The organism is Streptomyces sp. NRRL S-1813 (assembly GCF_000719605.1).
Lineage (GTDB): Bacteria > Actinomycetota > Actinomycetes > Streptomycetales > Streptomycetaceae > Streptomyces > Streptomyces decoyicus.
Map to the genome: position 1 here is coordinate 373,876 of NZ_JOHB01000002.1, position 14,393 is coordinate 388,268.

At 69.5% G+C, this 14,393-nt stretch carries 10 protein-coding genes; 1 reads left to right on the forward strand and 9 read right to left on the reverse strand.

All coding sequences use genetic code 11. From position 1 onward, the window contains the following. Positions 1–19: 19 nt before the first annotated feature. The 9 genes from IF67_RS0106370 to IF67_RS0106410 all read right to left on the reverse strand — a co-directional run bounded on the left by IF67_RS0106370 (position 20) and on the right by IF67_RS0106410 (position 11,219). The gene (locus tag IF67_RS0106370) at positions 20–2,566 is read right to left on the reverse strand and encodes a sensor histidine kinase (RefSeq protein WP_030982991.1); all 2,547 of its coding nucleotides are present in this window, start codon (positions 2,564–2,566) and stop codon (positions 20–22) included. A gap of 60 nt (positions 2,567–2,626) precedes the next feature. Continuing rightward, a complete protein-coding gene (locus IF67_RS0106375) occupies positions 2,627–3,310 on the reverse strand; it encodes a response regulator (protein WP_030982993.1) in 684 nt (227 codons plus the stop codon). 68 nt (positions 3,311–3,378) lie between these two features. Next, positions 3,379–3,990, reverse strand: coding sequence for a potassium-transporting ATPase subunit KdpC (gene kdpC, locus IF67_RS0106380; RefSeq protein ID WP_030982994.1), 612 nt, complete (start codon positions 3,988–3,990; stop codon positions 3,379–3,381). Between the two features lie 5 nt (positions 3,991–3,995). Continuing rightward, positions 3,996–6,131, reverse strand: a complete 2,136-nt coding sequence (gene kdpB, locus IF67_RS0106385; protein ID WP_030982997.1) for a potassium-transporting ATPase subunit KdpB — start codon at positions 6,129–6,131, stop codon at positions 3,996–3,998. Next, positions 6,128–7,792 (reverse strand): potassium-transporting ATPase subunit KdpA, encoded by a 1,665-nt coding sequence (kdpA, locus tag IF67_RS0106390; RefSeq protein WP_030982998.1) that lies wholly within the window; start codon positions 7,790–7,792, stop codon positions 6,128–6,130. Before kdpA ends, kdpB begins: the two co-directional genes overlap by 4 nt. A gap of 9 nt (positions 7,793–7,801) precedes the next feature. Further along, a complete protein-coding gene (gene kdpF, locus IF67_RS40745; protein WP_018542562.1) occupies positions 7,802–7,891 on the reverse strand; it encodes a K(+)-transporting ATPase subunit F in 90 nt (29 codons plus the stop codon). Next, positions 7,888–8,088 (reverse strand): hypothetical protein, encoded by a 201-nt coding sequence (locus IF67_RS41165; RefSeq protein ID WP_158713043.1) that lies wholly within the window; start codon positions 8,086–8,088, stop codon positions 7,888–7,890. The genes kdpF and IF67_RS41165 overlap by 4 nt, the downstream gene beginning before the upstream one ends. A gap of 468 nt (positions 8,089–8,556) precedes the next feature. Next, on the reverse strand, positions 8,557–9,093 hold the full coding sequence (locus tag IF67_RS0106405; protein WP_030983000.1) for a universal stress protein: 537 nt from the start codon (positions 9,091–9,093) through the stop codon (positions 8,557–8,559). Positions 9,094–9,308: 215 nt separating this feature from the next. Then, positions 9,309–11,219: an APC family permease gene (locus tag IF67_RS0106410; protein ID WP_030983002.1), complete on the reverse strand. Its 1,911-nt coding sequence runs from the start codon at positions 11,217–11,219 to the stop codon at positions 9,309–9,311. A 550-nt stretch (positions 11,220–11,769) separates the two neighbouring features. Between IF67_RS0106410 and IF67_RS0106415 the strand changes: the two genes are divergently transcribed. After that, positions 11,770–14,346 (forward strand): ATP-binding protein, encoded by a 2,577-nt coding sequence (locus IF67_RS0106415; RefSeq protein WP_030983003.1) that lies wholly within the window; start codon positions 11,770–11,772, stop codon positions 14,344–14,346. Positions 14,347–14,393 lie beyond the last annotated feature (47 nt).

The window sequence follows — 14,393 nt, forward strand, 5'->3', positions numbered from 1 at the left end:
GGGGCCCGGCTCCGGCCGGTCACGAGGTGACCGCGGCCGGAAGGTCAGGCTGGGTCGGCAGATGACCCGCGGCGGTGGGCACCGTGAGCACCATCGTCATACCGCCGCCGGGCGTGTCCTCGGCGGTGAGGGTGCCGCCGATGGCGTCCGCGAAGCCGCGGGCGACGGCCAGGCCGAGGCCGACGCCTGCGCCGCGCGGTGCGTCGCCGTAGCGTTGGAAGGGCGCGAAGATGCGGTCCTTGGCATCGTCGGGGACGCCGGGGCCGCGGTCGGCCACGCGCAGTTCGACGCGGTCGCCGAGTGCGCTGGCGGAGACGAGCACGGGTTCGCCGTCGGGGCTGTACTTCACCGCGTTCTCGACGATGTTGGCGACCGATCGCTCCAGCAGGCCCGGGTCGACGGCGACCATCGGCAGCTCCTCGGGGATGTCGAGGATGACGCTGCTCTCCGGCACGCCGCCGAGCGCCATCGGCACGACCTCGTCGAGGTCGATTTCGCGGATCAGGGGGGTGACGGTGCCGGTCTGGACGCGGGACATGTCCAGGAGGTTGCCGACGAGGTGGTCGAGGCGGTCGGCGCCTTCCTCGATGCCCGCGAGGAGTTCGGCCTGGTCCTCGTCGGACCATTCGATGTCGTCGGAGCGCAGGGAGGTGACGGAGGCCTTGATGCCTGCCAATGGTGTGCGCAGGTCGTGGCTGACGGCGGCGAGCAAGGCGGTGCGGATGTGGTTGCCCTCGGCCAGTTTGCGGGCGTGGTCGGCCTCGGTCTGGAGGCGCTGGCGGTCGAGGACGACGGCGGCTTGTGCCGCGAAGGCCGACAGAACCCGGCGGTCCTCGGCGGGCAGGACGCGGCCGGACAGCGCGAGCGCCATGTGGTCGCCGACGGGCATATCGACGTCCGCGTCCTCGGGGCGTTCCAGCGGACTGACGTCGCCCACGCTGCCCGAACAGGTCCAGGGTGCCGTCTCGTCCTCCCTCTCCAGCAGGGCAACGGCCTCCATCGCAAACGTCTCGCGCACCCGCTCCAAGAGGGCATCCAGTGTGGTCTCACCGCGCAGCACGCTGCCTGCCAGGAAGGAGAGGACCTCGGACTCGGCACGCAGCCGCGCCGCCTGATGAGTACGCCGGGCCGCGAGATCGACGACGGACGCGACCGAGATCGCCACCATCACGAAGATGACCAGAGCGAGGATGTTCTTGGGGTCCGCGATGGTGATGCGGTGCACCGGTGGTGTGAAGAACCAGTTCAGCAGGAGCGAGCCGATCAGGGCCGACGCCAGCGCCGGCAAGAACCCGCCGAGTAGCGCCGCCGCCACCGTCAGCATGAGGAACAGCAGCATGTCGTTCGCGAGACCGAGGCTCGCCTCGACGTACGACAGCAGCAGGGTCAGCAGCGCCGGCCCCACCGATCCGACCAGCCAGCCCCAGATGATCCGGGACCGTCCGAGCCGTGCGCCGCGGGCGACGGGCAGCCCGCGTCCCTTGGCGACCTCCTCGTGCGTGACGATGTGGACATCGAGGTCGGGTCCCGAATCGCGGGCGACGGTCGCGCCGACACCGGGGCCGAAGATGTACTGCCATGCCTTGCGCCGGGAGGATCCCACCACGATCTGGGTGGCGTTCACACCGCGGGCGAATTCGAGCAGGGCGGAGGGGATGTCCTCGCCCATGACGTGATGGAAGGTGCCGCCCAGGTCCTCGATGAGGGTGCGCTGGACGGCGAGTTCCTTGGGCGAGCCGGCGGCCAGCCCGTCGCTGCGGGCGATGTAGACGGCCAGCACTTCGCCGCCGGCGCCCTTCTCCGCGAGCCGGGCGGCGCGCCGGATCAGCGTACGGCCCTCGCTGCCGCCCGTCAGGCCGACGACGATCCGCTCCCGTGAGCCCCAGATCTTCGAGACCCGGTGTTCACTCCGGTACTCCTGCAGGTACTCGTCGACCTGGTCGGCCACCCACAGCAGCGCCAGTTCACGCAGCGCGGTGAGGTTGCCGGGCCGGAAGTAGTTCGACAGGGCCGCGTCGACCTTGTGGGGCTTGTAGATGTTGCCGTGTGCCATCCGGCGGCGCAGCGCCGCGGGTGACATGTCGACGAGCTCGATTTGGCCGGCGCGGCGCACCACCTCGTCGGGGACGGTCTCCTTCTGCCGGATGCCGGTGATCGACTCGACGATGTCACTGAGCGACTCCAGGTGCTGGATGTTCACCGTGGAGATCACATGGATCCCGGCTTCCAGCAGCTCTTCGACGTCCTGCCAGCGCTTCTCGTTGCGCGATCCGGGGACGTTGGTGTGCGCCAGCTCGTCGACCAGCGCCACGGCCGGCCGGCGTGCCAGGACCGCGTCGATATCCATCTCGGTGAAGACCGTGTCGCGGTACGCCAGCTCCTTGCGGGGGACCTGTTCCAGGCCGTGCAGCATCACCTCGGTGCGCGGCCGGTCGTGATGCTCGACAAAGGCGACCACGCAGTCCGTACCGCGCTCCACACGCCGATGTGCCTCGGACAGCATCGCGTACGTCTTGCCGACGCCGGGTGCCGCGCCGACATATATTCGAAGCTTGCCGCGTGCCACGTGGTCCCGCTCTCCGTGTCGTGCCTGTGATTCTTCGGTTGAGGGCTGAGGCCCGCATGGTCAGGGGTCGAAGCGGTATCCCATGCCGGGCGCGGTGAAGAAGTGCCGCGGATGTGCCGGATCCGCTTCCAGTTTGCGCCTCAGCTGAGCCATGTAGACGCGAAGATAGTTGGTCTGGGTGCTGTGGGAAGGACCCCATACCTCTTGGAGCAGCTGCTGCTGGCCGACGAGCCGGCCGCTGTTGCGTATCAGCACCTCCAGCAGATGCCACTCGGTCGGGGTGAGCCGGATGTCACGCCCTTCACGCCGGGCCTTCTTGGCGAGGAGGTCGATGGTGAAGCCCTCGGTCTCGATGACCGCGGTGCCGACGGCCGGCTTCCCGGCCTCGGCCCGGCGAGCCGCGGCGCGCAGCCTCGCCAGCAGCTCATCCATGTCGAACGGCTTGGTGATGTAGTCGTCGGCACCCGCGTCGAGTGCGGTGACCTTCTCCTGGGAGGTCCGGCGAGCGGAGACCACCAAGATGGACGCCCGGCTCCAGCCCCGCAACTCCTTGATCACATCGATGCCGTCCATGTCCGGCAGACCGAGGTCCAGCAGGACGACATCCGGCGGGCGTGCGGCGGCGCGGCGCAGCGCATGTGCACCGTCGGGCGCGGTCTCCACGTCGTAGCCGCGCGCCTTCAGATTGATCTCCAGAGCCCGAACGAGCGGTGGTTCGTCCTCGACCGCCAGCACCCGGGTCATCGGTGTCACCTTTCTGTACGTACGTGGCGCCGCGGGCGGCCGGCTTCCGACGGCCGCCCGCGACACGATCACTTCTGGGCGAGTTCCTTGAGCGCGATATTCAGCTTCAGGACGTTCACCGAGGGCTCGCCGAGGAAGCCGGCAGTACGGCCCGCGGTGTTCGCCTTCACCAGCTTCTCGACCTGCTCGACGCCCACCTTGTTGGCCTTGGCCACCCGCTTGACCTGGATCTCGGCGTAATCGGGAGAGATACCGGGGTCGATGGCGGAGGCCGAACCGGTGACCGCGTCCTTGGGGACCTCGGACTGCGGCACGCCGTTGAAATCAGCGACCTGCTTCTTCGCCGCCTTCACGTTCTTGACCAGCGTGGGGTCGCTGGCACCGAGCTGGCTGGAGCCGGTCGCCATCGGGTCGTACTTGCTGTTGGACGGTCGGCCCTGGAACCACTTGGGGTCGGGCTTGTCCGTCCCCTTGATGTTCCAGCTCTGCCCGATGAGCTCGGAGCCCACGACCTTGCCGTCGACCTTCACCTCGGAACCGTTGGCCTTGTCGTGGAAGAGGCCCTGCGCGATGCCGGTGACGGCCAGCGGGTAGATGACGCCGCAGACGACCGTGAGGACCAGCAGGATGCGCAGCGACGCCCACGCCAGGCGGAGGGTGCTTGCTACGGAGTTGTTCATGGCGATCAGCCGATTCCGGGGATGAGGGTGATGAGCAGGTCGATGATCTTGATGCCGATGAACGGGGCGATCAGTCCGCCCAGGCCGTAGATGCCGAGGTTGCGGCGGAGCATCTTGTCGGCGCTCATCGGCCGGTACTGCACGCCCTTCAGGGCCAGCGGCACCAGCGCGATGATGATCAGCGCGTTGAAGATGACGGCGGACAGGATCGCGGACTCGGGCGAGGCCAGGCCCATGATGTTGAGCTTGTCCAGGCCGGGATAGGCGATCGAGAACATCGCCGGGATGATCGCGAAGTACTTCGCGACGTCGTTGGCGATCGAGAAGGTGGTCAGCGCACCTCGGGTGATCAGGAGCTGCTTGCCGATCTCGACGATCTCGATGAGTTTGGTCGGGTTGGAGTCGAGGTCGACCATGTTGCCGGCCTCCTTGGCGGCCGACGTACCGGTGTTCATCGCCACACCGACGTCCGCCTGCGCGAGGGCCGGGGCGTCGTTCGTACCGTCGCCGGTCATGGCCACCAGCTTGCCGCCGGCCTGTTCGCGCTTGATGAGCGCCATCTTGTCCTCGGGCGTGGCCTCCGCGAGGAAGTCGTCCACGCCCGCCTCGTCGGCGATGGCCTTGGCCGTCAGCGGGTTGTCACCCGTGATCATGACGGTCTTGATGCCCATCCGACGCAGCTCGTCGAACCGCTCCCGCATGCCCTCCTTGACGACGTCCTTCAGGTGGATGACACCCAGGACTCGGGCGCCCTTGTCGTCCTCGACGGCGACCAGCAGCGGGGTGCCGCCGGCCTGCGAGATGGCGTCGGTCAGCTGCTGGGCGTCCTCGGCGACCTCGCCGCCGTGCTCCTGGACCCAGGCGATGACCGAACCGGATGCGCCCTTGCGGACCTTGCGCCCGTCCGCGTCCACGCCCGACATGCGGGTCTGGGCGGTGAAGGGCACCCACTCGGCGCCGGTCAGCTCCCCCTGGTGCCGTTCGCGCAGCCCGTACTTCTCCTTGGCGAGGACGACGATGGAACGGCCCTCGGGGGTCTCGTCGGCCAGCGAGGAGAGCTGGGCGGCGTCCGCGACCTCGGCCTCGGTGGTGCCGCGTACGGGGACGAACTCGGCGGCCTGGCGGTTGCCGAGGGTGATGGTGCCGGTCTTGTCGAGCAGCAGTGTGGAGACATCGCCCGCCGCCTCGACGGCGCGCCCGGACATCGCCAGGACATTGCGCTGCACCAGCCGGTCCATGCCGGCGATGCCGATGGCAGACAGAAGGGCGCCGATCGTCGTCGGGATCAGACAGACCAGCAGCGCGGTCAGCACGATCAACGACGTCTGCTTGTCCGCGCCTGCGTAGAGGGCGAACGGCTTCAGCGTGACGACCGCCAGCAGGAAGACGATGGTGAGCGAAGCGAGAAGGATGTTCAGCGCGATCTCGTTGGGCGTCTTCTGGCGGGCTGCACCCTCGACGAGGTTGATCATCCGGTCGATGAAGGTCTCGCCCGGCTTCGTCGTGATCTTGATGACGATGCGGTCGGAGAGCACCTTCGTGCCGCCGGTGACCGCGCTGCGGTCACCGCCGGACTCCCGGATGACCGGAGCCGACTCACCCGTGATGGCCGACTCGTCGACCGACGCGACGCCTTCGACGACATCGCCGTCACCGGGGATGATGTCGCCCGCCTCGCAGACCACCAGGTCGCCGATGCGCAGCTCGGTGCCCGGGACCTGCTCCTCCGCATCGCCGTTGAGCCGGCGCGCGACCGTGTCGGTCTTGGCCTTGCGCAGGGTGTCGGCCTGTGCCTTGCCCCGGCCTTCCGCGACCGCCTCCGCCAGGTTGGCGAAGACGACGGTCAGCCACAGCCAGGCCGCGATGACCCAGCCGAACCAGCTGCCCGGGTCCTTGAGCGCCAAGGCGGTGGTGACCACCGAGCCGACCAGGACCACGAACATCACCGGGGACTTGACCATCACCCGTGGGTCGAGCTTGCGGCAGGCGTCGGGCAGCGACTTGACCAGCTGCTTCGGGTCGAACAGACCGGCGCCCACGCGCCCGTCGTCCTTGTGCCCGGTGGGCACATCGCTGTGCGGCGCCCGGGTCGGGGTAACCGTGGACATGTCGTCCTCGTGCTTCTTTGAATCGGTGGTCATGACGACAGCCCTTCGGCGAGCGGGCCCAGGGCCAGCGCCGGGAAGAAGGTCAGACCGGTGACGATCAGGAGAGTGCCGACCAGCAGCCCCGTGAAGAGCGGCTTCTCGGTACGGAGGGTGCCCGCAGTCTCGGGAACCGGCTTCTGCTCGGCGAGCGAGCCGGCCAGGGCGAGCACGAACACCATTGGCAGGAACCGGCCGAGCAGCATGCACAGACCAAGGGCGGTGTTGAAGAACGGCGTATTGGCACCGAAGCCGGCGAAGGCGGAGCCGTTGTTGTTCGAGGCCGAGGTGAATGCGTAGAGCACCTCGGAGAAACCGTGCGCCCCGATGTTGGTCATGGCTTCCTTGCCGTCCGGCAGGGCCATGGCGACAGCCGTGCCGATCAGCACCAGCGCCGGGGTGATCAGGATGTAGCAGGCCGCGAGCTTGATCTCACGGGTGCTGATCTTCTTGCCCAGGTACTCCGGAGTACGGCCGACCATCAGGCCGGCGAGGAACACCGCGATGATGGCCATGATCAGCATGCCGTAGAGGCCCGAGCCCGTGCCGCCGGGTGTGATCTCACCGAGCATCATGCCCAGCAGCAGTACGCCGCCGGACAGACCGCTGAACGAGTCGTGGAAGGAGTTGACCGACCCGGTGGAGGTCATGGTCGTGGAGACGGAGAAGAGCGACGAGGCGCCCTCGCCGAACCGCTGCTCCTTGCCTTCCATCGCGCCGCCCGCCAGGTGCGAGGCGGTGCCCGGGTGGGCGTACTCGAGCCAGGTCACCGCGAGGACGGCGCCGAACCAGATGATGCCCATGGCCGCGACGATCGCGTAACCCTGCTTGATCGACCCCACCATCTTGCCGAAGGTCCGCGGCAGCGAGAACGGGATCACCAGGAGCAGGAAGATCTCCAGCAGGTTCGTGAAGCCGTTGGGGTTCTCGAAGGGGTGCGCGGAGTTGGCGTTGAAGAAACCGCCTCCGTTGGTGCCCAGGTCCTTGATGGCTTCCTGGGAGGCCACCGCGCCGGGGCTGATGGCCTGTTTGGCACCGCTGAGCGTGGTGATGTGGTGGATGTCGCCGAAGTTCTGGATCGCGCCGCACGCCACCAGGATGATCGCCGCGACCACCGAGAGCGGGAGCAGGATGCGGACGGTGCCGCGTACCAGGTCGGCCCAGAAGTTGCCCAGGTCACCGGTGCGGGAGCGGGCGAAGCCGCGTACCAGCGCCACGGCGACCGCGATGCCGACGGCGGCGGAGATGAAGTTCTGTACGGCCAGACCGGCGGTCTGGGTGATGTGGCTCATGGCCACCTCACCCGAGTACGACTGCCAGTTGGTGTTGGAGATGAAGGAGGCGGCCGTGTTGAAGGCCTGGTCCGGGGTGATCGGCTTGAAGCCGAGCGACAGCGGCAGCTTGTCCTGGACGCGCTGCAGCAGGTAGAGGAAGAGCACGCTGACGCCGGAGAATATGAGGACGCCGCGCAGGTAGGCGGGCCAGCGCATCTCGGCGTCGGGGTTGGCGCCGACGCTGCGGTAGATCCATTTCTCTACGCGCAGGTGCTTCTTGGAGGAGTAGACGGCGGCCATGAAGTCGCCGAGCGGGCGGTGCACCAGGGCGAGCGCGCCGATGAGCGCGGTGACCTGGAGTACATCAGCAAGAACGGGGCTCATATCTGCGGCTCAGAACCTCTCCGGGAACACAAGGGCGAGGACGAGATAGCCCAGCAGGGCGACGGCCACGATCAGGCCGATGAGGTTTTCGGCGGTCACAGCTTCGTCACCCCCTTGGCGACAAGGGCCACCAGCGCGAAGACCGCGATCGTGGTGACGACGAAGGCCACATCGGCCATCGTGAACTCCTGAGGAGAGGTCTGGTTGAACGGACCAGAAGAGGGAATCGCACCGGTGGCTGGTTCTCGCCCGTCCTTGACGGGGCCCTTACGGCCGTTAGCGCGACGTTGACGCATCTCTAACGTCCGCGAGGCGACCTGTGCCTCCATTTCGGCCAGCGGCGGTCCGCGCCCGCTGCGCAACGATCGGCTCCATGAGCGGCTCAAGACAGCCGCTGACGCCACCTTCGACGGTCCACGCACGGATGACCGGACCCGGCAGTGGCACCGATCCCGAGCTGGTGGCACCTCTCGCTCGGCAGATCCTTGGCGACACCGCCAACGAAGCGGCGGATACAGGCGTTGACCAGGCCGAAGACGGGACGAAATGACGTCGCGGAGGCGCTGCCGGCGCAGGCTCGGCAGGAAGGAGAGTATGAATGATCCCGATGCCGCCGCACCGCCGAAGGGGCAGGGCGTGCTCCCCCGCTGACGTCCGCGCCACTGACCAAGATCACCCAAGGCCCCTTTTGGGCTCACCTCGGCGGCGATCCCCCCTGCAGATGACGGCGGCGACAGTTGGCGTACCCCCCCCCAGAGGGACAGTCAGTCCGCCAGCTCCCTTGTGCTGAGCGGGAGTTTCCAGACATTCCGGCGGTGCACCGTCGCGAGCGCCTGGTGCAGAGGAGAAGGCGGCACGGTCAGCACGGTGCAGGAGGCGCGGGCCACGCAGTACCGGGAGACGGAGGGCCACATCGCGCGGCGCAGCCGGCCGCGGGCTCCGGCACCGATCACCAGAAGATCGTCGCTCCGGTCGGCGGCCGCCAGCAGTACCTTGCCAGGCTTGCCGGGTGCGACCAGGCGCTGGAGCGGGACTCCCGGCCCCTCGGCCCCGAAGGCGGTAGCGAGTGCCTCAGCGAGCCGCTCGCTCGCCATCCGGCGCCAGGTGGCGGTCAATGACGGGGGGCAGGACCCGCCGCGGTGGAGGATGTCGCCACCGGGCGGCTCCCAGGCCAGCACGGCCCACAGCTCCGTACCCCGGCCCCGCACCCGGGCCTCGGCGGCCGCCCGGTGCAGAGCCGTAAGGCTCCCCAGCGAGCCGCTCACACCGACCACGACGCGCCGACCGAGGGGGCCGCCCATGCGCCACGCTCCTTGTTCTGTACCGCGATCGAACGACCGTGCCGCGATTCCGTTCCGCGACTCCGTCTCCCGCGTTTCTGTCTCGGTTCATCGAACGTCCCCGGTGGAGCGGTCACCGGTTTGTTGGCGCTTCCCATACGTGGGGAGCGGCGACCCTGATAGCTCCATGACGGTGGCGGGCCGACAACGGGTGTCGCCGGCCCGCCCGGCCCGGCTCACTGTCCAGCCGGGCTCTCCAGCCGGAAGCGCAGTCGGCAGATCACCGCGTCGGTGTCCCGGCGGACCGCGTGGGCGACGACCGCCCCGCGCTGGTTCTGGAGCAGCCGCTGCCACAGATGGGCGGGTTCGGCTTCCGGGATCAGGACGGTGATGCGGGTGTCGGGGCGGCGGGCGGTCAGACCGGTGACGTAATCAGCTATCGGGCGGCCTAGGGAGCGGGCCGTGGAGGGGAGTTCGAGGAGCTCCACGCCGGGGTCCCAGAGTTCCCAGTCGCGACGCAGGGCCTCGGCGGCCGGGCGGTCCTCGGGCGCGCCGCAGGTGACGGTGACCGCCACCACCTCATCGCCCAGGGACACCGCCGCATTCAGCGCCTCGTAGGTCAGCCGGGACAGGTGGGAGACGGGCACGATGACGAGGGACTGGGCGCGGCGTGGGGCCTCCGGTACCCGGCCCAGGCCCAGGCGTTCGCCGATCCGTGCATAGGCCCGGTGTACGGCCTCGAGGGTGAGGACCAGAAGCGGCAGCGCGAGGAGGACGAGCCAGGCGCCCTCGGTGAACTTGGTAGCGGTGACGACGACCGCCGAGACGCCGGTGAGCAGCGCGCCGAAACCGTTGAGCAGAGTCTTGCCGCGCCAGCCGGGGGAGCGTTCGAGGCGCCAGTGCCGGACCATGCCGATCTGACAGATCGTGAAGCCGACGAAGACACCGATGGCGAAGAGCGGCACGAGGCTGTTGACGTCGCCGCCGGAGAAGACCAGGAGGGCCGCGGCGACGGCGGCGAGGGCCAGCACACCGTGGCGGTGGACCTGGCGGTCCGCCTTCAGGCCGAAGACGTGCGGCAGGTAGTTGTCGCGGGCGAGCAGGCCCATGAGGACGGGCAGGCCGCCGAAGGAGGTGTTCGCGGCCAGCGCGAGGAGGGTCATCGTGGCGAACTGGACGACGTAGAAAGCCCAGTTGTGGCCGAGCGAAGCGTCCGCCAGCTGGGCGAGGACGGTGACTCCCTGGACCGGCTGGAGGTGGAAGCGGCCGATGAGGACCGACAGCCCGATCAGCATCACCCCGAGCAGCGCGCCGAGTGCGACCTCTGTCCGCTGGGCGCGCCGGGCCGCGGGGGCCCGGAAGGACGGCACCGCGTTGGCGACCGCCTCGACGCCGGTCAGCGCCGAGCAGCCGGCCGCGAATGCCTTGAGCAGCAGCAGGGCGCCGACGGCGGTGGCCTGGTGGGCGAGGAGGGAGGGGTGCCCGTCGGCGGTGGCGGTGGAGGCGGGTGCGGTGCGGAAGAGGCCGACGACGACCATCGTCAGGACCGCCCCGATGAAGACCGCGGTGGGGACGAGGAACGCCTTCGCCGAGTCGACGATCCCACGCAGGTTGAGGGCGGTGATCAGGGCCAGGACTGCGAGGCAGAGCCCGACGCGGTCGTCGTAGAGGGCGGGGAACGCCGAGGTCAGGGCCGCTACGCCGGCGGTCACCGAGACGGCGACGTTGAGGATGTAGTCGAGGATGAGGGAGGCCGCGGCGACCAGGGCGGTGCGCCGGCCGAGGTGGGCCTTGGCGACCGTGTACGAGCCGCCGCCGTCGGGGAAGGCGGCGATCACCTGGCGGTAGGACGCGACCAGTACGGTCAGCAGCGCGGCGATGGCGAGTGTCACGGGGAGGGTGAAACCGAGGCCGTAGCCGCCGGCCGCGGCCAGGACCAGGACGATCGACTCGGGGCCGTACGCGACGGACGCCATGGCGTCCAGGGACAGCGCGGCCAGGCCCTGGAGGGCGGTGAGGCGGTGGCGGGCGTCGGGCTCAGGGGTCGGCGTGGCGCCGGGGGCGGCGGTGGCCGTATCCGGCGGTTCCTCCGGCCGGTCGTCGTGTCGGGCGCCGGACCGGCCGTCGGGCTGGGACACCGTCGACATCGTTCGTCTACCTCCGTACGGCATGGTGGTGCAGTGGTGCTGTGCTGCTCTTGGACCAGCTCAGGGTGCGCGGCACGGCGGCAGCCGTCTGCGGGCCTTTGCGTTCCCTTGCCGGGCGAAGGAGTGTTCTTCACGCGTTGTTGACGGTGCGGGGCATGATTCCGCTGCCGCGCCGGCGCAACGGGCTCGGTTCATCGAAATGTCGCTGGTGGGGCCGCCGCGGTTCGTTGGCTTTCCCTTACGTCGGCATGGGAGGCCCCGACCGGCGCCATGACGGTGGCCGGGCGCCTGGGGGAGCGGGGACGGGCGGGAGCGGTACGCGGACGAGTGCCCTGCATCGGCCGAAGGAGCCGGTGGGAGGACGGCAGAGCGTCGGCGGGTGGGTCAGAGTTGCGTCAACGTCTTCGAACTCTCTCCCGGTATTTGCCGACGCGAAGTGACGATTCCTCCAGGAACCTTGCACGCCGACCGGTGCCATGCCATGGGACACCCTTCGCCATGCCGCCCGGCGTGCCGCTTTCCCCGAAGGGGGTACGTGGAGGAGTACGTGATGGCGCGGGGCGGCGATGTGACCGACGGGCCGGGGAAGCGTCCCGGCCGACTCAAGGTCTTCCTCGGGGCTGCTCCCGGGGTGGGCAAGACGTACCGGATGCTGGACGAGGGGCGGCGCCGGGCCGCGCGGGGTACGCACGTCGTGGTGGCCTTCGCGGAGTGCCATGGCCGTGCGTCCACCGAGGCGATGCTCGACGGACTCGACGTCCTGCCGCGGGTCACGCGCAGACACCGCGGTACGGACTTCGCCGAGGTCGACCTGGACCGGGTGCTGGAGCTGCGCCCGCAGGTGGTGCTCATCGACGAGCTCGCCCACACCAACGCACCGGGCGGCCGGAACGCCAAGCGGTGGCGCGACGTCGAGGAACTGCTCGGCGCCGGGATCGACGTCGCGGCCACGCTCAACGTCCAGCACCTGGACTCACTCAGCGATGTGGTCGAGAAGATCACCGGGGTGCCGCAGCACGAGACCGTGCCCGACGAATTCGTCCGCCGTGCCGACCAGATCGAGCTGGTCGACCTGCCGGCCGAGGGACTGCGGCGCCGTATGGCGCACGGCAACGTCTACCCGCCGGAGAAGGTCGACGCGGCACTCTCGCACTACTTCCGGCTGGGGAACCTCACCGCGCTGCGGGAGCTGGCACTGCTGTGGGTGGCAGGCCGGGTGGACGAGGCGCTGCGCAAGTACCGGGACGAGCATCGCATCGGCCGGGTCTGGGAGACCCGTGAACGGGTGGTGGTGGCGCTCACCGGCGGGCCCGAGGGCGCGACCCTGATCCGCCGCGCCGCCCGCATCGTGGACCGCTCTTCCGGCGGCGACCTGCTGGCCGTGCACATCACCCGCAGCGACGGCCTGTCCGGCTCCTCACCCGCCGCGCTGGCCGGGCAGCGGCAGCTCACGGAGAGCCTCGGCGGCAGCTACCACTCGGTGGTCGGTGACGATGTGCCGGCCGCCCTGCTGGACTTCGCCCGTGCCCAGAACGCCACCCAACTGGTCATCGGCGCCAGCCGCCGAGGCCGGCTGCGGCGGGTGCTGATGCCCCGCGGCGTAGGGGAGACCGTGGTCGAGCTCTCCGGAGACATCGACGTCCACACGGTCACCCACGAACATGCCGGTCAGGGGAGAAGATGGGCCACCCCCGGCAGCGGTCTGCCGCGCTCACGCCGCGTGGCCGGACCGGTAGTCGGCCTCGTACTGCCCGTGCTGCTGACCCTGGCCCTGCGGGCCGTCTCAGGCCCTCTCGCTCTCAACCTCACCAGTGAGGCGCTGCTCTTCCTGCTCACGGTGCTGGGCGTGGCCTGCATCGGCGGCGTGGTCTCCGCCCTGCTCGCCTCGATCACGACATCCCTGCTGCTGAACTACTACTTCATCCCGCCCATCGGCCACTTCACCTTCGCCTCGGCCAATATCGTCGTCGCCCAGGCCACCTTCACCATCGTCGCCGTCACCGTCGCCGCCATCGTCGACCGGTCACTGCGCCTGAGCCGACGGGCCGCGAGGGCGACCGCGGAGGCCGAGACCCTGACTTCGCTTGCGGGCGGCATCCTCCGCGGGGACCGGGCGGTACCCGCACTCCTGGAACGCACCCGCGAGACCTTCGGCATGGACAGCATCGAGCTACGCCCCCGGAAGGGAGAGCCGGAGCCGGCCGCCGTAAGCGGCCCGGTGCCCGACCACGATCACGAGACCAAGGTCGCGATAGGAGACGACAGCGTGCTGGTGCTCAGCGGGCGCAGCCTCCCCGCCTCCGAGCACCGCGTGCTCACGGCCTTCGCCGCGCATCTGACCGCCGCCGTCGACCGCGGCCGGCTCGCCGAGGCCGCCGCCGAGATCGAACCCGTCAAGGCGGCCAACCGGATGCGCACCGCACTGCTCGCCGCGGTCGGACACGACCTGCGTACACCCCTGGCCGGCTGCTGGGCCGCCATCAGCTCGCTGCGCAGCCGGGATGTGGACTTCTCACCCGAGGACCGCGAGGAACTCCTCGCCACCGCCGAGGAATCCCTGGCCAAACTCAGCCGCCTGGTAGACAACCTCCTCGACATGAGCCGGCTCCAGGCGGGCGCGCTGACCCTGCGCCTGGAGCCCACCGCACTCACCGAGGTGCTCTCCACCGCCCTCGACACCCTGCCCGACTCATCCCCGCAGATGCTCGTACACGTGGTGACCCAGGGCCTGAACACCACCCCCGATGTGCTCGCCGACCCGCCGCTGCTGGAACGCGTCATCGCCAATCTGGTCTCCAACGCGGTACGTCATTCGCCCGCCGGGCGCCCGGTCACCATCGGCGCCAGCGCGCTGGCCGGGCACGTGGAACTGCGGGTCATCGACCGCGGCCCCGGCATCCAACTCCCCGACTGGGAGCGGGCGTTCGAGCCGTTCCAGCGACTCGGCGACACCGACAACACCACCGGCCTCGGGCTCGGCCTCGCCCTCTCCCGCGGCCTCACGGAGGCGATGGGCGGCACCCTCACCCCCGAAGAGACCCCCGGAGGCGGCCTGACGATGGTCGTCTCCCTGCCGGCCGCACCGGTTCCGGTCGCGATTCCCACCGGACAGGAGGGCCGCACATGAGGCACGAGATATGAGAGACAAGGCATGAGACATCCGGCATAAGCCGG

Coding starts and splice junctions, on each gene's coding strand:
- IF67_RS0106375 (WP_030982993.1), bottom strand. CDS start 3,310: ATGACCCGGGTGCTGGCGGTCGAGGACGAACCACCGCTCGTTCGGGCT.
- kdpC (WP_030982994.1), bottom strand. CDS start 3,990: ATGAACAACTCCGTAGCAAGCACCCTCCGCCTGGCGTGGGCGTCGCTG.
- kdpB (WP_030982997.1), bottom strand. CDS start 6,131: ATGACCACCGATTCAAAGAAGCACGAGGACGACATGTCCACGGTTACC.
- kdpA (WP_030982998.1), bottom strand. CDS start 7,792: ATGAGCCCCGTTCTTGCTGATGTACTCCAGGTCACCGCGCTCATCGGC.
- IF67_RS41165 (WP_158713043.1), bottom strand. CDS start 8,088: ATGCGTCAACGTCGCGCTAACGGCCGTAAGGGCCCCGTCAAGGACGGG.
- IF67_RS0106405 (WP_030983000.1), bottom strand. CDS start 9,093: ATGGGCGGCCCCCTCGGTCGGCGCGTCGTGGTCGGTGTGAGCGGCTCG.
- IF67_RS0106410 (WP_030983002.1), bottom strand. CDS start 11,219: ATGTCGACGGTGTCCCAGCCCGACGGCCGGTCCGGCGCCCGACACGAC.
- IF67_RS0106415 (WP_030983003.1), top strand. CDS start 11,770: ATGGCGCGGGGCGGCGATGTGACCGACGGGCCGGGGAAGCGTCCCGGC.